Consider the following 21,244-nt stretch of genomic DNA (forward strand, 5'->3'; position numbering starts at 1 on the left):
GGCAATGGGAAATAAAAATCTGGGCAGGGGGATGAAGCCGCAGGTGGAAAACCCCGGAAAGATATTCGGGCGGCTGGTCCGCTATTTGATGAATAGATATCTGTTCCAATTCCTTGCGGTTTTTGTGCTGATTGTAGTCAGTGTCCTCGCCAATGTGCAGGGGACGATGTTTATCAAAAATCTGATCGATGATTATATTGCGCCTCTGCTGACGGCGGAGCATCCGGACTTCGGACCCCTTGCACTGGCAATCGGAAAGGTTGCGGGATTTTACGGAATCGGAATTATGTCTACGTACATTTATAATCGGATTATGGTTTACGTCACACAGTCTTCGCTGCAGAATTTCAGGGATGACCTGTTTGCACATATGCAGCGTCTTCCCATACAGTATTTTGACACGCACGCTCACGGGGACATCATGTCGGTGTACACAAACGACGTCGATACCCTGCGTCAGATGATCAGCCAGAGTATGCCGCAGGTGCTGAACAGTGCGATCACGATCGTAAGTGTGTTCGTCAGCATGGTGATCCTGAATATTCCGCTGACGGCTGTCACTGTTATTATGGTAGGAATTATGCTGCTTGCGACGAAGAAACTTGCCGGCAACAGCGGAAAGTATTTTGCCCGGCAGCAGAAGGACCTCGGAGCGGTGAACGGATACATTGAAGAGATGATGGAAGGTCAGAAAGTCGTGAAGGTTTTCTGCCATGAGGAAGAGAATATCACACGGTTCCGGGAACTGAATAATCAGCTGTTTGACAGTGCCGATAAGGCAAATGCGTATGCAAATATGCTGGCACCGGCAACTGCACAGCTGGGGAACATCAGCTATGTGGCGTGTGCGATTGTTGGCGGAATCCTGGCACTCGAAGGTATCGGTGGTTTTACACTCGGGGGCCTTGCCAGTTTTCTGACGTTTAACAAGAGCTTTAATATGCCGATCAACCAGGTGAGCCAGCAGCTTAATGCGATTGTCATGGCCATGGCGGGGGCAAACCGTGTGTTTCAGATGCTGGATGAGACTCCGGAGGCGGATGACGGCTACGTGACCCTTGTCAATGCAAGGCGGACAGCGAAAGGACTGGAGGAATCCGGGGAACGCACGGGGATCTGGGCCTGGAAGCATGTACATCAGACGGATGGCTCCGTGGATTATGTGGAACTGAAGGGTGATGTCGTCTTCGATGATGTTGATTTCAGTTATGAAAAAGGAAAGACGGTGCTGCATGGCGTTAATCTCTTTGCCACGCCGGGACAGAAGATAGCATTTGTGGGATCCACAGGAGCAGGAAAGACAACAATTACTAATCTGATCAATCGTTTTTATGATATTCAGGACGGAAAGATCCGTTATGACGGCATCAATATCAACAAAATAAAAAAATCCGACCTGCGCCGTTCACTCGGGATCGTGCTGCAGGATACGCATCTGTTTACGGGGACAGTAATGGAAAATATAAGGTACGGCAAACTGAATGCGTCAGAAGAAGAGGTGATAGCTGCGGCAAAACTGGCGAATGCGGACAGCTTTATCCGCAGACTTCCGGGCGGATATGAGACCATGCTGACAGGCGATGGGGCAAACTTAAGCCAGGGACAGCGTCAGCTGATCGCGATTGCAAGAGCAGCGGTCGCAGATCCCCCGGTACTGATCCTGGATGAGGCCACGAGTTCCATTGATACCCGGACAGAGCGTATCGTGCAGGATGGCATGGATAAACTGATGCGGGGAAGAACTACATTTGTGATCGCACACCGCCTATCCACAGTCCGCAATTCGGATTGCATCATGGTGCTTGAGCAGGGACGGATCATCGAGCGCGGGACACATGAGCAGCTGTTGGAGGAAAAGGGGAAATATTATCAGCTGTATACAGGAAACGCCATATCGGCATAACTGATGAATCTCATCATCAAATGATAAAAGCTGCAGTGTCAGGCAACACTGCAGCTTTTTCAGGACTTGCAATTAATCGTCTATGCCGAAGAGATGTTCCAGATAATCCTCAGCATCATCCAGCTGATCTTCAAGGGCATCGATCTGGCGGTCTGCCGCACGATATTCCTCGCGGGTGATCGTACCCTGCTCAAACTGATCTTCCAGGTCGTCATCCCGGTAGTCCAGATCGCGGTCGATCGCGTCGATTTCCCTCTTGAGCGTACGGTACTGCGACAGCTGTTCATCAGAAGTCCCGGTCGGTGTCGTGCCGTTTACCTTGTCAGTTACGGCGGAGACGGACTGTGTGAGCTCTTCCAGCGACGGTACCGTCTGTGCATCCTGCGGGATGCTGTCTGCTGAGTCATCTGAAGTTTTGGCAGTATTGCCGGCACTGACATTCCCGTTATCGTTATCATCTGTATCATTGTCTGCAGCGGCATTTTTTTCATTTTCCGTATTTTTTTCCGCATTCTGTGAGTTCTGGAGATCGGTTACCTTCTGTTCCAGTTGTGAAACCTGGTCCTCAAGAGCCTTTTCACGGCTGTTGTCCCCGCAGCCTGTCAGCAGGGTCATGGACAGCAGAACAGTGACTGCTGTTACAGTGAATATTTTTTTTGCTTTCATAATATACTCCTCCTTCAAATACAATTATTTTTTGCATCTTTTAGTTTGTACTGTTATCATAAAGGATAAACATTAAAGTATCATTAAAGTATTATTTTAATTTTCATTTCATTTTTTCCTGCTAATATAAAGGTATGAGATACCGTGGTAAAATAAGAGCAGCGGGAAAGAGGAGGATAAACATGAGACTGTTGGTCGTTGAAGATGAGATTCATCTGATGGATATTATAAGAAGAAGACTGCAGAAGGAGCATTACAGCGTAGATGCCTGTGCAGACGGACAGGAAGCCCTGCATTATATAGAAGTGACGGCGTATGACGCGATTGTTCTGGACATCATGCTGCCGGGGATATCGGGACTGGATATTTTAAAGAGCATGCGCGCGGCAGGCAACAAGACACCGGTACTTTTACTGACTGCGAGAGACAGTGTCGAGGACCGGGTGAGGGGGCTGGATACCGGTGCGGATGACTATCTGGTGAAACCATTTGCGTTTGAGGAGCTGCTGGCCAGGATACGCGTGATGATACGGCGCCAGACCTCCTGTGAGGTATCCGGTGAAGTTAATGTGCTGGAGGCGGCAGACCTGAGAGTGGATACTAAGAGCCACGAGGTACGGCGTGCGGGAAGGCTGATTGAGCTCTCATCCAGGGAATATGCCGTTCTGGAATACATGATGAGGAACCAGGGTACCGTTCTTTCCAGGAGAAATATTGAAGAGCATGTGTGGAATTATGATTATATGGGCGGTTCCAATATGATCGATGTTTATATCCGGTATCTCAGGAAGAAGCTGGATGACGGATTTGACCCGAAACTGATTCATACGGTGCGGGGAAGCGGGTATGTGCTGAGGAGTGAATCATGAAAAAAATGTCGGTGAAAATGAAGATAACGCTGTGGTATGCCTGCTTTGTGACTGCCATCGCAATTTTCGCGCTGGGAGTCGTGGCATTGCTTTCAGAGAGTCTGCTGCGTTCTGATGCAGAGTCAGAACTTATCGGAAGCGTCCGTGAATTTGCAGAGGATGCTGATGACGAGGGAGATGATATTGAAGAATATTATGATAACGGAGTTTACTTCAGCATCTACGATGTCGGAGGGCGTCTGACGGGCGGCAATGTTCCTGCGGGGTTTCCGCTTGATACAACACTGAAAAACATGAAAATTCAAAACATCGGTTCAGAGGGCAGTCACTGGATGACTTATGATCTGGCTCTGACATCGGGAACAGACGTTGTCTGCTGGATACGGGGGGTAACCTCGCTGCGGACACTCTCGCAGATGAACACCATTTTGATCCGTCTGCTGTTTATCATGTGCCCGCTTCTGGCGGTGCTCGCTATTGTCTGCGGATACTTTGTGACTGGCAAGGCATTAAAGCCGGTTGAGGAGGCGCTGGAAAATGAGAAGCGGTTTACCGCAGATGCATCTCACGAATTGCGCACACCGGCTGCTGTGATCATGTCGCAGTGCGAGTATGCACTCCTCCCGGATACGACGAGAGAAGAGCTGGAGGAGTGTGTGAGGGTCATACTTGGGCAGAGCAGGAAAATATCGTCTTTGATCTCACAGCTTCTAATGCTTGCCAGGCAGGATGCGGGAAAAGAAAAGCTGCAGCTGGAGACAGTGGATATCGGCGTGCTGACAGAGCTGGTGGTCAGGGAGCTGAAAGATACGGCTTCTGAAAGAAAGATCAGTCTTGAAACTGAATTTCAGGGAAACCTGGTAATGAGCGGTGATCAGAACCTGCTGATGAGGATGATGGTCAATCTGATCGAGAACAGCATTCAATATGGAAAACAGGGGGGGACCACGTGGATAACTCTCAAAAAAGCAGGCAATTATGTGGAGGGGTGTGTGCGGGATAATGGGATTGGGATCGCGCCGGAACACCACAAAGACATTTGGAAACGGTTTTACAGGGAAGACAAGACGAGAAAGGGGACACAGGAAAGTCATTCGGGACTTGGCCTGTCTATGGTCAAATGGATTGTGGAGGCGCATCACGGCAGCATAGAGGTGAGCAGCCAGGAGGGAAGGGGTTCGGCATTTTCATTCCGGTTTCCCCTGTAAATAAGATTACGGCACATCCGGTTATACCGGATGTGCCGTTTTGTCCGCACTGCAGCATCAATAGTCTTTCAGAACAAGTTCTGTGATACCGCCGTTCCAGCCGTGCTCTACCCGTATGATGCGGGGATGCTGGCCGTAGGTGTATTCGTCGTAGATCATGTCACGGATATTAATCCCTTTGTCAAGACCGTGAAAAACGCGAAGACGGTAATCACTGCCCGACATCCTGGAAAGCTGTTGATCGATCGCTTCCTTTGCTTCTTCTGTACGCATTCCTTTGAGATCAATTTCAATAATTCCTGAACTCATAACAACACCTCCCTGTGCTTTATCTTTTTTGAAGCTGGTCGGTGTGTCCCGGCATTCTAGCTGCGTCTCCATGTGGATGGATTCATCAGCATCAGAATTGGAAAGATTTCCAGCCGCCCTGCCAGCATATCAAACATTAATATAAACTTGGAAAAAGGTGAAAAAAGGTTAAAATTTTCCATCGGTCCAACAAGCTCGAGGCCGGGGCCGATATTGTTGAGCGTTGCTGTGACTGCAGTAAAATTAGTTGTAAAATCATAATTGTCAAAGCCGATCAGTAAAATGGAAAACGCCATGATCAGCATGTAGGCGATTAAAAAAATATTGACCGCGCGTACGGTCTCGTGTGCCACGAGATGTCCGTCCATCTTAATCTTTCGGATACCGTGCGGATGACAGAAGGAAAACAGTTCCTTTCGCACGGTCTTGAGCATGATCAGAAAACGGGAGACCTTGATTCCGCCGCCGGTGCTGCCGGCGCAGGCGCCCAGGAACATCAGCATGATGAGCAGTGTCTTGGACAGCTGAGGCCAGATATCGAAGTTATCAGTCGAGAATCCGGTCGTCGTGATAATGGATCCAACCTGGAATGCGGAATGGCGCAGGGCCTCCCAGATATTTCCGAAGCGTGTGTGGATATTCCAAGTGATGATCAATATGGTTGCAAGGATCACGCCCAGGTACGCCCTCAGCTCTTCGGAACGGAATGCCTGGCGGAATTTCTTGCACAGTATCAGATAATAGATATTAAAATTCACACCAAATGCGATCATGAACAGCGTCACGAGAACCTGCAGGTGCGGTGCGTAGCTGGCAAGGCTGTCATTCCGAATTCCGAAACCTCCGGTACCTGCCGCCCCGAATGAGATGCAAAACGAGTCAAATACCGGCATGCCGCAGACGATCAGGATTATGATCTCGGCGACCGTCATCAGGGTATAGATCCCGTACAGGATCATCGCCGTATTCTTGACGCGGGGGACCAGTTTTTCTACGGTGGGTCCCGGACTCTCCGCCTTCATCAGATACATGCGATGCCCGCCCGCCATCGGTATGATAGCGAGAATGAAGACCAGTACTCCCATACCGCCGATCCAGTGTGTAAAGCTTCTCCAGAACAGTATACAGTGAGATAATGCCTCCACGTCCGGCAGAATGCTGGCTCCTGTTGTCGTAAAACCGGAAATCGCTTCGAACAGGGCGTCTGTCACTGAAGGGATTTCTCTGCTCAGGATAAAAGGCAGTGCTCCGAACACACTCAGAAAGACCCAGCTTAAAGAGACACAGAGAAAACCTTCTTTGGCGTAAAATACGGTATTGGATGGCTTTCTGCGGCTTAATAGAAACCCGGCTGCCATGCACATGAGAATGACTGCGACAAATGAAAAACCGCTTTTTTCCCGGTAAATGACTGCCACCAGACAGGGGAGCAGCATGAAGAGTCCTTCCACTTTCAGAACAATACCCAATATATAGCGTATCATAGAAATATTCATTTTTCTAAAACCCGTCCTATTCCTGTAAAATGTCCTGAGCGTCCTGCAGCCCCAGGATGGTGGTTACAACAATGACAGAATCTCCGGGCAGAATCATATCCTGTCCGCCGGGAATAATGATCTGATCGCCGCGCGTAATGCAGCCGATCAGCAGGTTTTTCTTCAGATTAAGCTTCATAAGCGGAATCCCGGTAATCTTTGCATTCTCCTGGATGTTAAATTCCAGAGCCTCCACCCGGTCGTCGAAGAGACGGTATAACGTTTCGATATTGCTTCCGATGGAATTCTGGGTGGCGCGTACGTACTGCAGAATCCTCTCAGCAGTCAGGTGCTTCGGATACACTACACTGTCCAGATCCAGATTATGGATGACCTCGTTTAACTGGAGACGATTGATCTTGGTGATGACCTTGGATCTGACCTTTTTCTTTGCAAACAGTGAGAGCAGGATATTCTCCTCGTCGAAATTGGTCATCGCAACGAAGGAATCCATCAGATCGATACGTTCTTCATAAAGTAAGTCTTCATCACTGCCGTCGCCGTTGATGATCGTTGCATCGGGGAGCATATCGCTTAACTCCTCGCAGCGTTTCGGATCAAGTTCAATGATCTTAACGGAGATACCAAGCCGCAGCAGCATATTTGCCAGATATACGGCGATCTTTCCGCCGCCGATGAGCATGGTGTTTTTCACATGATTCGTTTTCATGCGGATCTTCTTGAAAAACTCAACCGCATTTTTACGTGAAGCGATCAGAGAGACAATATCTGATGCCTGCAGGGTAAAGGAGCCGGATGGTATGATGATCTCATGGTTCCGCTCCACAGCGCAGACCAGTATATCATTGCCAAGCCGTGCCGGCATGTCTTTCAGCTGCATCTGGTCCAGAATCGAGTTTTCAGGAATGCGGAAACGCAGCATCTCGGAACGTCCTTTGGAAAAGACATCAATCGCCATGGCATTCGGAAAACACAGAAGCTGTGAGATTTCCACCGCGGCGGTAAATTCGGGATTGATGATCATGGAAAGTCCGAGCTCATCTTTGATGAACTGGCGTTCCTGGCTGTAGATCGGGTTCCGGACTCTGGCTATGGTCTGACACTGTCCGGCTTTTTTTGCAATGACGCAGCACAGGAGATTCAGTTCGTCAGATTCCGTGACGGCGATCATGAGGTCCGCGTCTTCGATACCTGCTTCTGCCAGGATACTGTAGCTGGCGCCGTTTCCGGTTATTCCCATGACATCGTACGCAGATGCGAGTCTGTTTACGACGGCACTGTCTTTGTCAATAATGCAGATATTGTTGTCTTCTTTGCTCAGCTGTGCGGTCAGTACAGTGCCCACTTTGCCGCAGCCTGCGATGATAATGTTCATGTCTTTTAATCCTTTGTTTTGTCCTTTGCAGGGTATTATAGTATCATTATAGCATGTATTATTTTTTTATCAACGGAATCGTCATGAATTGCAGGATTATATCGTTATATTATATAAGAGCTCTTAAAGTGAGAATATGATGGGGAGGTGAACGGGATTGGACAGTGAAAATGAACTGCTTGAGCAGTTGTATACACGTTATGAACAAAAGATGTATCAGGTTGCATTTGCCGTGCTGGGTCAGGAACAGCAGGCTGAGGATGCCGTGCAGGATGCGTTTGTGAAACTGACAAGATACATGAAACGGATAAAGGATGTGGAGAGTGAGAGGACAAAGAGACTGCTGATCCGCATTATTCGGACGACGGCGATTGACCAGTACAGGAGGAATCAAAGGGACGCAGAGCGGCTGACGTCGGAGGATGCGCTCGCGGGGGGAAAAGTGATCTCGATCGATGAGATGATGCAGGCAGAAGACCGCCAGATGATCCGCAGGCTGCTGCAGAAGGTACCTCAGGATTATCTTGAGATCATCAAGCTGCGCTGCTATTTTGAGGTCAGCAACAAAGAGGCTGCACAGATACTGGAGATCAGTGAGGATGCGGCGGCAAAACGTTTGGAACGGGCAAGAAAATATGTGCAGGAAAAGATGGGAGATGAGGAATATGAAGGATGTAAACCTCGAAAGAGTTTTGAAAGATTTGGGTGAGGAAGCCATATTGGAACAGTGGGAGAAAGATACGCACAGTCACAGCTTTTCGCTGGATTATAAAAGGAAGAAACTGCAGCTTTTGCAGAATATGCAGCAGGGGAAGAAGAGGACAGTGATTAAGAAAAAGCGCCTGATCGCGGCGGCGTGCGTGGCGGCAGCATTGTCCCTGTCAGTGGGAGTCTATGCAGCGGTCTCTGTATTCAGTACGAAGGTGTCATATGACGAGGAACAGGGACAGGCATCTTTAAGCTTTGAGACACTTGCCAATTCTGATATTCCGCCGATCGAAATCACGCCGGAATACCTGCCGGCAGGCTATCAGGAGTGGGACGAGGGAAAATACTCGGAAGGAGGGGACTACGCGGCGGATGGACTCACGATCACGCAGGCTAATTATGCCACATACGTTGCACTGGGAGATACCAGCAATCTTGAGGAGACGACGCTGGGCGGCGTAAAAGCAGTGATCGCAGTCACGGAGGGGGCGGCATATCCGTATGATGTATTTCTGCTGTATGAGGATACCGGACATATCGTTGAGATCATGGCATGCGATAAGCTTTCCCTGGAAGAAGTGAAAGAAGTGGCATCTAACATTGTAATCACAGAGGTGGAAGGTTCCGGCCAGAACCCAGCAGCGGCTTTCTCGGAAGATGCTGATGATATGATTGCTGAAGTCGAAGAAGAGCCTGTAGCTGCAGGGCAGATCTGTCAGCCGGGAGATACGTTTGCGGACGGATTTGCGGCCTTTGAAGGGAAAGACCTGCAGTATACAGTTGAAAATGTTACAGTTTCCGATACGGTACCTCTCGATCGGGTGACGCCGGAGACGACCGGAGGCACACAGGAGGACTACGACCGCGTCATGTCTTTCCTGGAGGAGGACGGAACCTTTAAGCCGTTTGCCAGAACTGTTACGCTCTGGCAGGATAAACAGCTTGTCACACAGGAGATGGAAACTGTACCGGTTAAATATGTGGAGGTGACGGTAAAGGCTGAAAACCTGAGTGATGAAGCGGCAGAGGATATCGGACAGTACAACACTCTGAAACATTTATACGAACAGGAGGACGGTACGTTTAAGAAGAGTTACCTGGGGAGCAGATATGCGGACATGGAGGGCTACCGCGGGGAAGACACTTACGGAATTACATATGACTCCAGACAGTTCCTGTTTGACGGCAGTTCTTATCTGGGTGACCCACAACACTATTTCTACACCGATTTTGCACCGGGTGAAGTACGGGTACTCCATTTCGGGTATGCGGTGCCGGAGGATGAACTTGACGATCTGTACATGCTATTTTCCGGGGATTCTGCCAACGAGACGTATGTACAGCTGGATACCCGGTCATAGAGGAATATAACCCGCGATTTTAACTATTCGGATATAAGATAAGAGCATCCTCACAGGGAGCGGTGTGTCAGGCACTGTACTTCCTGCGGGGATGCTTTTTCTGACTGTTTCCCTCAGATGAACAGGTCAAAGATATTGAAAGTTACATTCAATTTAATTGGATGTATTTTTAATTCGCGAAGGGATATGATAAGGACAGCTGAAAATATCATAAATTGTCAAAGGGGGACAGGAAACATGACGGTGATTCCGAAAAAAATGAAAGGTGTTTATCTCACCGGGTTTGGAGGGTATGACAAACTGGAGTATAGAGAGGATATACCCGTTCCGGCACCAAAAGCCGGAGAAGTACTGGTGAAAATCGGGGCGGCTGCGGTGAACAATACGGACATCAATACCCGCATCGGATGGTATTCAAAGAATGTAAAAACAGCCACGAGCGTAGGCGGAACCGAAGGATATGGCAGCGATGTAAGGGAAGATGGTTCCTGGCTTGGCCTGCCGCTTGAATTTCCAAGGATCCAGGGGGCGGACGGCTGCGGCTGCATCGCGGCTGTGGGGGAAGGCGTGGACGAGGCGCGGATCGGAGAGAGAGTTTTGATCCGCAATGTGCAGGAATTGCCTGCAAGCGAGCGGGGACTGGAGTGTTTTACGCATGGTTCTGAGTGCGACGGCACGTTTTGTGAGTATACCACCGCACGTTCGGAAGAGGTATTTCAGATTAACAGTGCTCTCACAGATGAGGAACTGGCTGTATTCCCCTGCGCGTACGCGACAGCAAACAATCTGATATGCCGGGTAAATATTAATGAAAACGATCGGATTCTCGTAACGGGGGCTTCAGGTGGAGTCGGATCGGCGCTGGTACAGATCGCAAAAGCAAGGGGAGCCTGCGTAATTGGAGTGTGTGATACAGGCAAGGAGGATGCAGTCAGGGGATATGGGGCAGACGAAATCATTCTCAGAGGTGAAGACTACATTGAGAAGCTTGGTGAGATGTCAGTGGACGCGGTGCTTGATATGGTTGCAGGAGAAAACTGGAAGCAGCTTTTGAAAGTGTTGAAAAAAGGCGGCAGGCTTGGAATGTGCGGGGCGATTGCAGGGCCGATTGTTGAATTCGATGTCAGAGATATGTATCTGAAAGACCTAAGCTTTTTCGGCACAACCTATCAGACAAGAGATTCCATGCTTCAGCTGATTGAGTTGATCGAGCGCGGCAGAATACGCCCGATTATTGCCGGAATCTATCCGCTGAAAGACATTGTGGAGGCTCAAAAGGTATTTCTTGCAAAGAAGCATGTCGGTAAGATTGTGCTTAAGGTAAGTGAGGAGCAGGTTTTATAAATCCGGCTTTTTGAATCCCCGTGCTGATGATCGAAAACATGGAGTCACAGACATCGCTGTCCGGCATATCGCCGTGGGCAAATCCAACCTTCAGGGTAAGCGGGACATCCGGGAAAGGACCTGACATCAGGTCCATATCATTTGTAATGGAGGAGGCCGGAAGGAGTGAAACAGCAATTCCCCTGCGGACGGCTTCCTCAATATTTTCAGACATGGTGCTTGTGAAAACAATATCATATTCAACTTCCATATGTTTCAGCGAATAGAGAGTATAGGTATTTATAATACAGTCATCGGAAAAAAGGGCAACTGGCAAGGCCTTATTCTCCGGCATGGAATAGCCCTTGGCGCACACCCAGTACAGTGGTTCCTCCCAGAGAAGGCGGTCATCTCTGAACTGAGGCTCCATTGCAACAATTGCGGCAGAGATACTGCCCCTTTCAATGGAACGCCGGAGCGCCCTGCTTCGGGAGCATTCGATATTAAAATGACAGGATGGAAATTCTTTTAAAAATTCAGGGTAGATATATGTAATAAACATTTTTGCATAGTCCGTGGGGAGGCCAAAAGATATATTTCCGGTCCAGGATTCATTCTTTAATGAATAAAAGGCGGCATTGTTCAGCTCCAGAATATCCAGTGCATATTTCAGGAGGGTCTCTCCGTCACTGGTCAGGATCAGGGAGTTCTTACTTCTTATAAATAGTTTGGTTTCAAACTGTTCTTCAAGAACTTTGATCTGAGTGCTGACTGCAGAAGGCGATCGAAAAACCAGTTCAGACGTGACGTTTAGTTTTCCGGTCTCGGCGGCAATAACAAATGTATTCAAATATTCGAGATTTACATGTTTATTCATAATTAAACTCCTCTGTTTGAGCAGCTGCCTTGTTTCCTAGTTTTACGGGGCTATCAGAAAGCTGATAGCCCCATAAAAACTGAACTTACATTAAATGTGAAGCTGTCAAAGATGCAGGCTGTGTCAAAATAGATTTTACATGCTCTACTTCTTCCTGCGTCGCTTTCTGTGCCGGGACATAGTAATTGTGCTGGCGTGCTGCCTGGTACATTTTTTCCTGTGCCATCTCACATTCGTTTCTCAGCTGTTTTAAAGTCTGTTTCAGCTGCTGGTTTTCTGCCTGTGTAATATAACCTTCAAAAGAAGCAAGTTCTCCGTTGATGCCTACGAGAGTGTCTGTGACCATTGTTTTTTCGTTCATTATACGTCTCCTCCTATAAGAATTTCATGAGTTCCTGCTTGTTTTTCAGAGCAGAGTCAGCGGCTTCCTGAAACAGCTGTTTTACATCCGGTGACTGAGCCTGGTTGGCATATTCTGTCATTTTGCAGTGACTTGTCTCGTATCCGCCAATCAAATGGCGCAGGTTCTGAAGATCCAAAACGGAAATGTCTGTCATAACATACCTCCTGATTATTATATGGCCTAAAAGTTACAGGATTAGTATGCCGGGTTCGGGAGAAAGCATACTGAGATTCTTATAATTTTTTTTGTAACATTTCCGGATTTGTCGCGTAATGCAGCGCTGTCTCGGCAGAGATCGTACCTTCGTGGTACAGCTTTAAAAGACTGTTGTCCATCGAGATCATCTGGTCCGTTGCAGAAGAGTAAAGTGTTCCTTCTATTTGATGGACTTTGCCGCTCCGGATCAGGTTGTGGATGGCTGGGGTGAGGGTCATGATTTCAAATGCGGGAACATAGCCCCCGTTTACGGCGGGAACAAGCTGCTGTGAAACCACTGCCTGCAGCACCATGGAAAGCTGTACGGCGATCTGCTGCTGCTGATTGGATGGAAAGACATCAATGATGCGGTCGATGGTATTGGAGGCTCCGATGGTATGGAGGCTTGACAATACAAGATGGCCTGTTTCCGCAGCGGTCATTGCAGTGTGGATCGTCTCATAATCTCTCATTTCACCCAGGAGAATCACATTTGGATTCTGGCGCAGCGCGGCTCTGAGTGCGCCAAGATAGCTCTGGGTGTCTGTGTTGATTTCACGCTGGCTCACGATACTTTTTTTATGGCTGTGCAGGAATTCCAGAGGGTCTTCCAGGGTTATGATATGGTATGCCTTTGTCCTGTTGATGTGATCCACCATACAGGAAAGAGTCGTTGATTTACCGCAGCCGGCGGGTCCTGTCAGAAGGACCATTCCCTTGGAGACGTCTGCCAGACGGATGATGGTTTCTGGTATGTGCAGATCTTCAGGGCGCGGCAGATAGAAAGCAATGACGCGGATGACAGCGGCATAGGAACCGCGCTGCCGGTAAGCGTTTACGCGGAACCGCGACAGTCCCACGACGGAAAAGGAAAAATCGTCGTCGCCGTCCAGAAACAGTTTGTCAAGCTCTCTGTTGCCGGCGGTCTTATAGATTTCACGGATCATTGTTTCGGTGTCGGCAGGAGACAGTTTTGTCTCGGAGACAGTCTTGAATACCTCATGAGTTTTCAGGGTCAGCGGAAGACCCGCCACGATAAAGATATCGGACGCGCCTTCCGAGGAGGCGAGATGTAAAAGTTCTGTAGTCGTCATAATGGATTCTCCTCATTTATTATTTCCATATACAGGGAGTGTGTCGTCTGCATTCCAGGTATCGGCAGGGGCGGCAGACCATTTTAGGATCCGGTAAAATGCCTCTTCCGCATCTGCGGGATATACTGCAAGAAGCTCAGCTCGCAGTTCCTGGGTATCGGTTATTGGTATATGATAGGTAATGAGCAGTCCTTCGCTGCTGCTGTCCGCTGTGATATCGGAAACGCCGGCCAGTGACTGCATGGCATTCAGAAAATATGACTCTTCGTCAGGAACGGATAAGCTGTGATAGCTGTCATAGAGAATCCGGTCAATTTCCGCCAGTTTGTCCTCTGCTGCCGCAGACGCTTCGCCGTAGGCCTTAGCCCGATGGGCGTTTTGCCGGGCACGCTGATTCTGAGAACGGGATGTGACAAGCGACAGCGTTGCAAATGTCACAAGTGCAAGAATCAGAAAAATAGTCAGTATGGAAGGAAGCCCGACATTTAATACGGAAGGAAGACTCTTCTTCATGGCGCCACCTCCATATTTTCGCTGAGCCGGTATGGTACATAGACAGATGCCCTGAGTGTGAAGATCTCCCGGTCATCTTCAGTCTGAGCTATGGTAATGTCTGCCGTTACCGGGTTACGATTTCCGAATGCGACGGTCAGCAGACAGGAAGGATCAGCGCCGGCCGGCAGTATCTCACCGGTACTGTCAAGGCCGATCAGCAGACTGTTCCCGGTACAGGTCCCTTCCGGATATAATTTCTGAAGTTCTTCCGGCGCTGTGATACCGGACTGAATGCAGGATGCGATACTCTGGGCAAGACTCACAGAATGATCCAGCCGCACAGCATCGGCGGAAAGCACATGCGATTTCGCAAATATCTGGATACAGATGGTGCTGGCTACGGCAAACAGAAGTATGGATAGAAGCAGTTCCAGAAGAAAAATGCCGGATTTATTCGCTTTTGGAAAAGACATAAGCTGATAACTCCTTCCCATCTTCTCCGGAAGCAGAGAGCTTAAAACGCCCCTGTTCATCCCGGAGGATTGAAAAATCTGAGATTTCTGTGATCATCTGCCCTGAGTCGTAATCGGGTGTATCCGATGCACGAATCGTCAGTTCGCGAAGAGTTCCCTCATATTCATAGATATACGTCGTATAGTCCAGATCCTGATAGGTGTCATGCAGAAGAAGCAGATCCCGGCCGTCATCAGTGCGGACAGAGATCCCCTGGCTTCTGTCGTTCTGATGGATCTTTTCTGTCACATAAGAGAGCGCAGTCTGTACATTTGCATCCGTTCTCGCTGACGAGACGGCGGACTGGTAGATGTCGGCTCCGATCACGATGACCAGAGCAGCGGCAGTGACAAAGATACCGAGCAGAGACAGGATAAAAAAGAAATCAATCGTGCGGTATAATTTAGTTTCACGTTCCATGAGAATGCCTCCTAAGGCGTGCGTGTGATAATGGTAACTTCGGGCATGATATTCTCTCCGACAGGCCTGTAGTCGATAAAAAATCTGTCGCGGTCATACATCAGAGGATAATGTGCTTCCAGGTAAGCCAGATCCTCCGGATAAGTCCCTTCCGTTGTATAGCATTGGATGATGTTCCGGTAGACGGCATCCTCAAGAGTCCTGCGCTGTTCACTGACGGTGCTCTCCATTGCGGCATCAATACCGGCATAGAACAGCAGCAGCACAACGGCGGTCAGTAAAAGTGACAGCAGTGTTTTAATGATATTGATTCCTGACGGCTGACGGGATAAAAAACGGTTCATAGTGTGGTGACACCTCACAATCAGTAAGTGTTGATGCCCGAGAGGACACCGATCAGCGGAAGCATGACAGACAGCAGGATGAATCCGACAATGATGGACAGCATGCCCACCAGTGAAGGTTCCAGGACTGCGATCATTCGTCCGAGACGTTCATCTGCACGCTGCTGATACGTGTCTGCAAGCTGTTTCATCACAGTGTCCCCAGCGCCCGACCGGAACCCCACGGAGATCATATGGGTTTCCATCGAAGAAAAAATCTGTGATTCCCTGAGGGCATTGGTAAATTCCATGCCGTCGGAGGAAAGCTGCCTGCACTGCTGTATCTTTTGCTTCAGCGGTTCATGGTCGGTCAGTTCACCGACCATTTCCAGACACTCGTCGGTCCCCATACCGCTTCTAAGAAGCAGGGAAAAACTGTGGGCGAACCGCGCTGCATGGATGTCACGGTACAGTTTTTTCGAAAACGGAAGAGCGGCGCGGCCCTGTGAAATCAAAACAGCGTAAATGCAGCAAAGGATGATCAGCAGCAGTATCAGCGGGAAGCCAAAACGTCTGATCCCGTTACCGAGCAGCATCAGCCGGAGCGGAATTCCGGTGAGCTCGCTTCCGAGCTGATGATAGACTTCCTGAAAAACCGGGAGAACTTTGGCGACCAGAATGCCGCTGACTGCCAGCATAATGACGATCATCACGCATGGATAAGTGACGGCGTTTTTCAGAGACTGCCGGGTCGCCTCCTCGCGTTCATAGTAATCAGCAAGAGAAGCAGTTGTCTCGTCCAGGCAGCCGGCATATTCACCGATCTGAAGCATATGGACGGCATACGCGGGGAACAGCCCACTGTCTTTTAAGGCCTGGCAAAAAGAACCGGATTCGTCCAGGTTTTTCTGAAAAAGTGTGAAAATCTGTCCTGACTGTTCCGAGGCGGTGTCTTCCGCCATGATCGCAAGACCTTCCGCAGGTGAAATGCCGGCCTGCAGCGTATACGATATCTGGCGAAAAAACGTGATCAGCTCTGCGGTATTCAGTTTCTTTAATCTCGTGGTTTCGGACATGGAACTCCTTTCCGGACAAACCTTCCCGGTCAGCGGGAATATTTGACCGTATAATTTTTTTCGTTTTCTATAAATTTTTTGGTTTTTTTATTTTTTTTCGCATCCACTCCGAAGGTGGGATCCATCATTGTCCACTTTTCACCGTCAAAATGAATGATGTCATCGACCCACCCTGTTTCTGCGAGATAGCAGCTGATCCAGGCATGGTAGATATCGCCTGCATAGCCGATCTGAAGCTTGGTGGGTATTCCCTGGGTGCGCAGCATACAGGTCATGAGTGCGGCATAATCAAAACAGATACCGGTCCTGGTCTCCAGCGTTTCATCGATATCCGGCAGATATCCCGACTTTACGTTCCGGGCTTTTTCATCGTCATATGCAATATTATCCACTGCAAAATGATAGATACCTGTCACAACATCGAGATCAGTATCGGCGGGCTTTGCAAGTTCGGCGCCCAATGCGACAGCCTTTGTATCTGTATCATAGTTTACAAACTGGTTGGGATATAAAAACGGGGTGAATTCATCTTTTAATGCCACGTCCAGTTCCTGGGAAAACAGCACGGCATACTTGTCACCGGAAATGTTTTCGAACACCTGAATACGGTAAGAACCGCTGCCAGCACTCAGGGGAAATGTATCATAGCCCGAGTCCGGCTCGAGGTCATACGTGTAGGTGACGGCATCGGGTCCTGTGATCTGTGCCTTGATTCTGCTGTCGCCTCCGGAACAGGATATCATGATATAGCCGTCCTCAGGATGTGATGCGTCTATGGTGACACTGTCATTTCCGTATACTGCCGTGCCGTCTGCGGACGGGAGCAGCACACGGGGCGTATTGTCCCGGGTCCCTGTTTCTGTTTTGCTCTGTTTGTTATCTGTCCTGGGCGCAGCAGAGGAAGTCTTACCGCATCCTGCAAGAAGTAACACAAAAAGGAGAAACAGGATAAACCAACATTTATTGATAAGGTTCAATGGAAATCCTCCTGTTAAAGTTACAAGATATTTCTATTATAACACAGTGAGGGACAATAAAAAATACGTTAAAGGTTGTTGTATGATGAATTATCTGATAAAATAATAGTACGGAGCAATAAGAGGGACAACAGGAAAGGGACAACAGTATGGATGAACGACGGGAACAGGATATTTTCTATATGAATATGCTGGGCGGATTTTCCATGAGGTATGGGGGACGGGAAATCTCGTTTGCGCGAAGCGGGAATTCTAAGTTTATTCAGCTTCTTCAGCTTTTGATGATTCATCCGAGGAGACAGATCGCCAAGGCACAGATCATTGAAACCCTGTATGGGGATGAACAGATCGAGAATACAAATCTTACGCTGAACAATACGATTTTCCGGCTGCGGAAACAACTGATTAAAGCGGGGCTTCCGCAGAACCAGTATATTGAAGTGCGGCGCGGTATGTGTATCTGGAATATGGAGGTTCCTGCGTGCGTGGATGTGCGGGAATTTGAAACTCTGGCAGAGCGCGCGCAGGCGGAAAAAGATGAAGACGAAAGAGCCAGGCTGTATCTGGAGGCATGCGCGGTATACACCGGAGAATTTCTCGGTGCAGGGGAGGATTCACCAAAATGGATCAGGCGGGAAGCAAAACGTCTTCGCGATCTGTATTTTATATGTCTGAGAGAATGCCTGCAGTACTTTAAACGGTGTCAGGATTATGAACGGATGCTGTTTCTGTCCGAGCGTGCTGCCGGCCTGTATCCGTATGAGGAATGGCAGCTGTGGGTGATCGACAGCCTTCTGGCCGCAAATCGGTACAAAGAGGCGATGAAGGTGTATCAGGCGGTGACCCGGATGTATTTTACAGATTTGAAAAAACCGCCTTCAGAACAGATGCTGGAGCGTTTTCACACTATGAGCAGCCAGGTCCAGTTTGCTCAGGGCGCTATGGAAGATGTCCGCCAGGTGGTGCGGGAGACCGAGCGGATCAGAGGACCGTATTACTGCACGTTTCCGGGGTTTATTGATAACTACCGGTTTTTGGCGCGTGGTTACGAAAGACTTGGCATTGAAGGATATATGATTCTATGCACCCTCACGGATTATCAGGGGTGGCCTCTGGAAAAAGAGGATACGCTGGAAGAAATGTGCAGGCTGTTTAAGGAGGCTGTATGCTGCTCTCTTCGGAGAGGAGATCTCTATACACGCTACAGTGCCAATCAGTTTCTCATTTTACTCCCGGCTGCAGGAAAAGACAACTGCGTGGATATTGTTAACCGTCTGAATACCGCTTATAAAAAAGCGGGGGCCGGCCGGAATAAAGTCAATTATTATATGGCATCTCTGAAAGAGATGGAAAGCAGGGGTGCAGAGTCGCTCAATGATTTGAAAACAGGAGGAATGGAAGATGAAGACACGGGTGGAAGAAACAATAGCGAAGCACAGCAAAGGTTATAACTGTGCGCAGGCGGTTGCCTGTACGTATTGTGATCTTGTGGGCCTGGACGAGGAGACAATGTTTAAGATTACAGAGGCGCTCGGAGCCGGGATGGGAAATATGGAAGGGACCTGCGGGGCCGTTTCTGCCGCATGCGTTCTCGCCGGGCTGAAGAACAGCACCGCCAACCTGGCTGCGCCTGACAGTAAGGCGGATTCCTACAAACTGTCTAAGACGGTGATGGAAAAGTTCAAAGTGAAAAATGGATCTGTTCTGTGTAAAGAGCTGAAAGGTGTTGCAACCGGAAAAGCTCTCTGCAGCTGTCCGGACTGCATCAAGGATGCAGCTTCACTGGCAGAGCAGATATTATTTGAATAACGAATGTTATGTTTTGCATTTGCAGAGTCCGATATCCTTCAGGGTCTTAAGCCCCGGGAATCGGACTTTTTTCATGGAGTCCGTGTTAGCTGGATGATCTTTCCTGCTATATGGCGGATACGAAAAATAGGAAATATGGAAAAAGTATGGTATAATAAAACAGATTGACAATTGTAAAGCAAAGGAGGATAAAGATAATGGAGAATACATTACGGAATCTGGATGAATACCGGAAGAGCCACCCTATGGATGTGCAGGCAGTCATCAAAATGGGTATAGATCTCTGTGAGGAGCTGGAACAGTACAGGCAGACGCAGGAACCGCACTGTGATATAAAGACATCGAATATTCTGGTGACGGAGTCCGGAACATTTAAACTGGCGCAGCCGGGAGATTGCGGCCACTCTGAGCAGACGGCGGACCTCTATGCGCTGGGGCTTCTGATGTACCGGCTTCTGAATAAAGGCAGAATGCCTTTTATGCCGGAATATCCGCAGAGAGCCACGGCACAGGATAAACAGAATGCCATGCAGCGCTGTATGGCAGGAGACCCGTTTCCAGATCCGGTCATGGGAAAAAGTGCGGTCGCGGATGTTCTGCGAAAAACGTGTCATATCCGTCCGGAGGAGCGCTATCTGACGGCAGGAGAACTGAAGCTGGCGCTGGAAGCGGCGGCAACGGCGGCCGGTATGCCAAAGGAAGAGGTCCAAGACAGCGCAAAGCGCACAGTGCCGGAAGAAAAGCCTGCAAAGCAGGACAAAAAAGATGTACAGACAGCGGCAAAGGCTCCGGAAAAACCGGACAGGAAGCAAAAAGAGGTGATCATACAGGAAAAAGATAACGGCAAAAGGGAGAAGAAAACCAGGAAAAAATCCAGGCGGTCTTCCTCAAAGGGAGGATTTAGCCTGCCGATGCCGCGTACGGGTCTTCTGCAGTTATGGGTAACACTTTCAGCGCTTGCGGCAGCCGTATTTTTTATACTGGTGCGGGCAGGCGTGTTATCGGGACTGACCGGACTCAAGGGATACATATTCTGCGGGGTACAGATCATTCTCTGTGCACTCTGCTCGAGTACAGACCCGGACAATCCCGGACTGCAGCCTGCCCTAAAGCGGGGAATCCTGAAGTTTCTGTGGATATTGACAACCCTGGATTCACTGTTTGTTATCCTGTACTCACTGATTTTAAGAAGCCTTCTGGACAAATATGGAATTCCGCTGACTTCCTTCTATGTACCCGGGCTGATTTCCATGACGGCGCCTGTCCTTGCGGGGATCATCTATTGGGTTTGGAGCAGATCCAGCGAGCGGATGGCTTATCATAAGCTCAGGGTCTGTGCGACGCTGACGGCCGCCGCAGGCATCGCTGTGGTCATTTTGGGAATTACTGGGTTTAATAAAAGCTTTTCGATGGTTGAACTTTATCCGTACTGGCTGGGTGCGCTGCAGCTGGTTCTGGCTTTACTGTGCATCGCGAACGCGAATGGCAGGCCGGTGATCAAAACGTTGTTTGCCCTGACTTTTGTGCTGGATATTGTGCTCCTCTTTATACCTGTCATCCAGGAAAAGTTTTCTTCCTTTGGACTGCCCGAATGGGTTCTCGGCAAAGCTTTCTGTGTGCTGACATTTCTGATTCCTCTGATTGCCTGGATTTTGTTGTTCCGGCCGCGCAGGGAATCTGAGGTTGAACAGAAGATTCGTAAGCTTTAGAACACGGAGCCGGACTATTTGTCGAATCATGGAAATTTAATAAAAATGTAATTGTATCTTTACCCAATGAGGGGTATGATAAGAATCATAATGGGTAGACACAACAAACCTCTTGAGGGGACAGAGGTTCAGATA

General features: G+C 48.9%; 23 protein-coding genes. 9 read left to right on the forward strand and 14 right to left on the reverse strand.

Going from position 1 to position 21,244, the window contains the following annotated elements:
* Positions 1 to 4: 4 nt before the first annotated feature.
* On the forward strand, positions 5 to 1,903 hold the full coding sequence (locus tag NQ502_RS11510; RefSeq protein WP_028528582.1) for an ABC transporter ATP-binding protein: 1,899 nt from the start codon (positions 5 to 7) through the stop codon (positions 1,901 to 1,903).
* A gap of 72 nt (positions 1,904 to 1,975) precedes the next feature.
* On the opposite strand, the gene NQ502_RS11515 is transcribed toward NQ502_RS11510, so the two are convergent.
* Entirely contained in the window at positions 1,976 to 2,569 is a 594-nt protein-coding gene (locus NQ502_RS11515) for a hypothetical protein (RefSeq protein WP_049898120.1), read from the reverse strand.
* 182 nt (positions 2,570 to 2,751) lie between these two features.
* Between NQ502_RS11515 and NQ502_RS11520 the strand changes: the two genes are divergently transcribed.
* Together NQ502_RS11520 and NQ502_RS11525 are read left to right on the forward strand one after the other, a co-directional pair.
* Positions 2,752 to 3,438: a response regulator transcription factor gene (locus tag NQ502_RS11520; protein WP_028528581.1), complete on the forward strand. Its 687-nt coding sequence runs from the start codon at positions 2,752 to 2,754 to the stop codon at positions 3,436 to 3,438.
* Positions 3,435 to 4,646, forward strand: a complete 1,212-nt coding sequence (locus NQ502_RS11525) for a sensor histidine kinase (protein WP_028528580.1) — start codon at positions 3,435 to 3,437, stop codon at positions 4,644 to 4,646. The genes NQ502_RS11520 and NQ502_RS11525 overlap by 4 nt, the downstream gene beginning before the upstream one ends.
* Before the next feature lie 57 nt (positions 4,647 to 4,703).
* Here the strand turns inward: NQ502_RS11525 and NQ502_RS11530 are convergent, their stop codons facing one another.
* Genes NQ502_RS11530 through trkA form a run of 3 tightly spaced genes read right to left on the reverse strand, consistent with a single transcriptional unit; the run spans position 4,704 to position 7,826 of the window.
* Positions 4,704 to 4,955, reverse strand: coding sequence for a Smr/MutS family protein (locus NQ502_RS11530; protein WP_028528579.1), 252 nt, complete (start codon positions 4,953 to 4,955; stop codon positions 4,704 to 4,706).
* Between the two features lie 56 nt (positions 4,956 to 5,011).
* Positions 5,012 to 6,451 carry a TrkH family potassium uptake protein gene (locus tag NQ502_RS11535; protein ID WP_028528578.1) on the reverse strand — a complete coding sequence of 480 codons (1,440 nt, stop codon included), beginning with the start codon at positions 6,449 to 6,451 and terminating at the stop codon, positions 5,012 to 5,014.
* Positions 6,452 to 6,467: 16 nt separating this feature from the next.
* Positions 6,468 to 7,826, reverse strand: coding sequence for a Trk system potassium transporter TrkA (gene trkA / locus NQ502_RS11540; RefSeq protein ID WP_028528577.1), 1,359 nt, complete (start codon positions 7,824 to 7,826; stop codon positions 6,468 to 6,470).
* 157 nt (positions 7,827 to 7,983) lie between these two features.
* On the opposite strand from trkA, the gene NQ502_RS11545 reads away from it, so the two are divergent.
* From NQ502_RS11545 to NQ502_RS11555, 3 genes are all read left to right on the forward strand, one after another.
* The gene (locus NQ502_RS11545) at positions 7,984 to 8,535 is read left to right on the forward strand and encodes an RNA polymerase sigma factor (RefSeq protein ID WP_028528576.1); all 552 of its coding nucleotides are present in this window, start codon (positions 7,984 to 7,986) and stop codon (positions 8,533 to 8,535) included.
* A complete protein-coding gene (locus NQ502_RS11550; protein ID WP_028528575.1) occupies positions 8,492 to 9,895 on the forward strand; it encodes a DUF4367 domain-containing protein in 1,404 nt (467 codons plus the stop codon). Before NQ502_RS11545 ends, NQ502_RS11550 begins: the two co-directional genes overlap by 44 nt.
* Positions 9,896 to 10,132: 237 nt before the next feature.
* On the forward strand, positions 10,133 to 11,239 hold the full coding sequence (locus NQ502_RS11555; RefSeq protein WP_028528574.1) for an alcohol dehydrogenase family protein: 1,107 nt from the start codon (positions 10,133 to 10,135) through the stop codon (positions 11,237 to 11,239).
* Here NQ502_RS11555 and NQ502_RS11560 read toward each other — a convergent pair.
* The 10 genes from NQ502_RS11560 to NQ502_RS11605 form a co-directional block, all read right to left on the reverse strand.
* Entirely contained in the window at positions 11,211 to 12,095 is an 885-nt protein-coding gene (locus NQ502_RS11560) for a LysR family transcriptional regulator (protein ID WP_044983230.1), read from the reverse strand. The two genes, NQ502_RS11555 and NQ502_RS11560, sit on opposite strands and share 29 nt — an antisense overlap.
* 85 nt (positions 12,096 to 12,180) lie before the next feature.
* Positions 12,181 to 12,456, reverse strand: coding sequence for a spore coat protein (locus tag NQ502_RS11565; protein WP_028528573.1), 276 nt, complete (start codon positions 12,454 to 12,456; stop codon positions 12,181 to 12,183).
* Between the two features lie 13 nt (positions 12,457 to 12,469).
* Positions 12,470 to 12,652 (reverse strand): hypothetical protein, encoded by a 183-nt coding sequence (locus NQ502_RS11570; protein ID WP_028528572.1) that lies wholly within the window; start codon positions 12,650 to 12,652, stop codon positions 12,470 to 12,472.
* Positions 12,653 to 12,731: 79 nt separating this feature from the next.
* Positions 12,732 to 13,787, reverse strand: a complete 1,056-nt coding sequence (locus NQ502_RS11575; RefSeq protein ID WP_028528571.1) for a type IV pilus twitching motility protein PilT — start codon at positions 13,785 to 13,787, stop codon at positions 12,732 to 12,734.
* Positions 13,788 to 13,799: 12 nt separating this feature from the next.
* On the reverse strand, positions 13,800 to 14,300 hold the full coding sequence (locus NQ502_RS11580) for a hypothetical protein (RefSeq protein ID WP_049898119.1): 501 nt from the start codon (positions 14,298 to 14,300) through the stop codon (positions 13,800 to 13,802).
* A complete protein-coding gene (locus NQ502_RS11585; protein ID WP_028528570.1) occupies positions 14,297 to 14,755 on the reverse strand; it encodes a hypothetical protein in 459 nt (152 codons plus the stop codon). The genes NQ502_RS11580 and NQ502_RS11585 overlap by 4 nt, the downstream gene beginning before the upstream one ends.
* Entirely contained in the window at positions 14,733 to 15,215 is a 483-nt protein-coding gene (locus NQ502_RS11590; protein ID WP_028528569.1) for a DUF4860 domain-containing protein, read from the reverse strand. Before NQ502_RS11590 ends, NQ502_RS11585 begins: the two co-directional genes overlap by 23 nt.
* A gap of 11 nt (positions 15,216 to 15,226) precedes the next feature.
* Positions 15,227 to 15,559 (reverse strand): hypothetical protein, encoded by a 333-nt coding sequence (locus tag NQ502_RS11595; RefSeq protein ID WP_028528568.1) that lies wholly within the window; start codon positions 15,557 to 15,559, stop codon positions 15,227 to 15,229.
* Positions 15,560 to 15,579: 20 nt separating this feature from the next.
* On the reverse strand, positions 15,580 to 16,614 hold the full coding sequence (locus NQ502_RS11600; RefSeq protein ID WP_028528567.1) for a type II secretion system F family protein: 1,035 nt from the start codon (positions 16,612 to 16,614) through the stop codon (positions 15,580 to 15,582).
* A gap of 29 nt (positions 16,615 to 16,643) precedes the next feature.
* A complete protein-coding gene (locus NQ502_RS11605) occupies positions 16,644 to 17,591 on the reverse strand; it encodes a transglutaminase-like domain-containing protein (RefSeq protein ID WP_044983229.1) in 948 nt (315 codons plus the stop codon).
* Between the two features lie 149 nt (positions 17,592 to 17,740).
* Here NQ502_RS11605 and NQ502_RS11610 point away from each other — a divergent pair, with 149 nt between their 5' ends.
* From NQ502_RS11610 to NQ502_RS11620, 3 genes are all read left to right on the forward strand, one after another.
* Positions 17,741 to 19,042 (forward strand): AfsR/SARP family transcriptional regulator, encoded by a 1,302-nt coding sequence (locus tag NQ502_RS11610; protein ID WP_028528565.1) that lies wholly within the window; start codon positions 17,741 to 17,743, stop codon positions 19,040 to 19,042.
* The gene (locus tag NQ502_RS11615; RefSeq protein ID WP_028528564.1) at positions 18,993 to 19,400 is read left to right on the forward strand and encodes a C-GCAxxG-C-C family protein; all 408 of its coding nucleotides are present in this window, start codon (positions 18,993 to 18,995) and stop codon (positions 19,398 to 19,400) included. The genes NQ502_RS11610 and NQ502_RS11615 overlap by 50 nt, the downstream gene beginning before the upstream one ends.
* Before the next feature lie 197 nt (positions 19,401 to 19,597).
* Positions 19,598 to 21,109, forward strand: a complete 1,512-nt coding sequence (locus NQ502_RS11620; RefSeq protein ID WP_028528563.1) for a hypothetical protein — start codon at positions 19,598 to 19,600, stop codon at positions 21,107 to 21,109.
* Positions 21,110 to 21,244: the final 135 nt, after the last annotated feature.

This window comes from Ruminococcus gauvreauii, from assembly GCF_025151995.1.
Taxonomy (GTDB): Bacteria; Bacillota; Clostridia; order Lachnospirales; family Lachnospiraceae; genus Ruminococcus_G; species Ruminococcus_G gauvreauii.

Coding starts and splice junctions, on each gene's coding strand:
- NQ502_RS11555 (WP_028528574.1), top strand. CDS start 10,133: ATGACGGTGATTCCGAAAAAAATGAAAGGTGTTTATCTCACCGGGTTT.
- trkA (WP_028528577.1), bottom strand. CDS start 7,826: ATGAACATTATCATCGCAGGCTGCGGCAAAGTGGGCACTGTACTGACC.
- NQ502_RS11575 (WP_028528571.1), bottom strand. CDS start 13,787: ATGACGACTACAGAACTTTTACATCTCGCCTCCTCGGAAGGCGCGTCC.
- NQ502_RS11585 (WP_028528570.1), bottom strand. CDS start 14,755: ATGTCTTTTCCAAAAGCGAATAAATCCGGCATTTTTCTTCTGGAACTG.
- NQ502_RS11525 (WP_028528580.1), top strand. CDS start 3,435: ATGAAAAAAATGTCGGTGAAAATGAAGATAACGCTGTGGTATGCCTGC.
- NQ502_RS11600 (WP_028528567.1), bottom strand. CDS start 16,614: ATGTCCGAAACCACGAGATTAAAGAAACTGAATACCGCAGAGCTGATC.
- NQ502_RS11530 (WP_028528579.1), bottom strand. CDS start 4,955: ATGAGTTCAGGAATTATTGAAATTGATCTCAAAGGAATGCGTACAGAA.
- NQ502_RS11515 (WP_049898120.1), bottom strand. CDS start 2,569: ATGAAAGCAAAAAAAATATTCACTGTAACAGCAGTCACTGTTCTGCTG.
- NQ502_RS11565 (WP_028528573.1), bottom strand. CDS start 12,456: ATGAACGAAAAAACAATGGTCACAGACACTCTCGTAGGCATCAACGGA.
- NQ502_RS11520 (WP_028528581.1), top strand. CDS start 2,752: ATGAGACTGTTGGTCGTTGAAGATGAGATTCATCTGATGGATATTATA.
- NQ502_RS11550 (WP_028528575.1), top strand. CDS start 8,492: ATGAAGGATGTAAACCTCGAAAGAGTTTTGAAAGATTTGGGTGAGGAA.
- NQ502_RS11535 (WP_028528578.1), bottom strand. CDS start 6,451: ATGAATATTTCTATGATACGCTATATATTGGGTATTGTTCTGAAAGTG.
- NQ502_RS11615 (WP_028528564.1), top strand. CDS start 18,993: ATGAAGACACGGGTGGAAGAAACAATAGCGAAGCACAGCAAAGGTTAT.
- NQ502_RS11620 (WP_028528563.1), top strand. CDS start 19,598: ATGGAGAATACATTACGGAATCTGGATGAATACCGGAAGAGCCACCCT.
- NQ502_RS11510 (WP_028528582.1), top strand. CDS start 5: ATGGGAAATAAAAATCTGGGCAGGGGGATGAAGCCGCAGGTGGAAAAC.
- NQ502_RS11570 (WP_028528572.1), bottom strand. CDS start 12,652: ATGACAGACATTTCCGTTTTGGATCTTCAGAACCTGCGCCATTTGATT.
- NQ502_RS11595 (WP_028528568.1), bottom strand. CDS start 15,559: ATGAACCGTTTTTTATCCCGTCAGCCGTCAGGAATCAATATCATTAAA.
- NQ502_RS11590 (WP_028528569.1), bottom strand. CDS start 15,215: ATGGAACGTGAAACTAAATTATACCGCACGATTGATTTCTTTTTTATC.
- NQ502_RS11580 (WP_049898119.1), bottom strand. CDS start 14,300: ATGAAGAAGAGTCTTCCTTCCGTATTAAATGTCGGGCTTCCTTCCATA.
- NQ502_RS11560 (WP_044983230.1), bottom strand. CDS start 12,095: ATGAATAAACATGTAAATCTCGAATATTTGAATACATTTGTTATTGCC.
- NQ502_RS11610 (WP_028528565.1), top strand. CDS start 17,741: ATGGATGAACGACGGGAACAGGATATTTTCTATATGAATATGCTGGGC.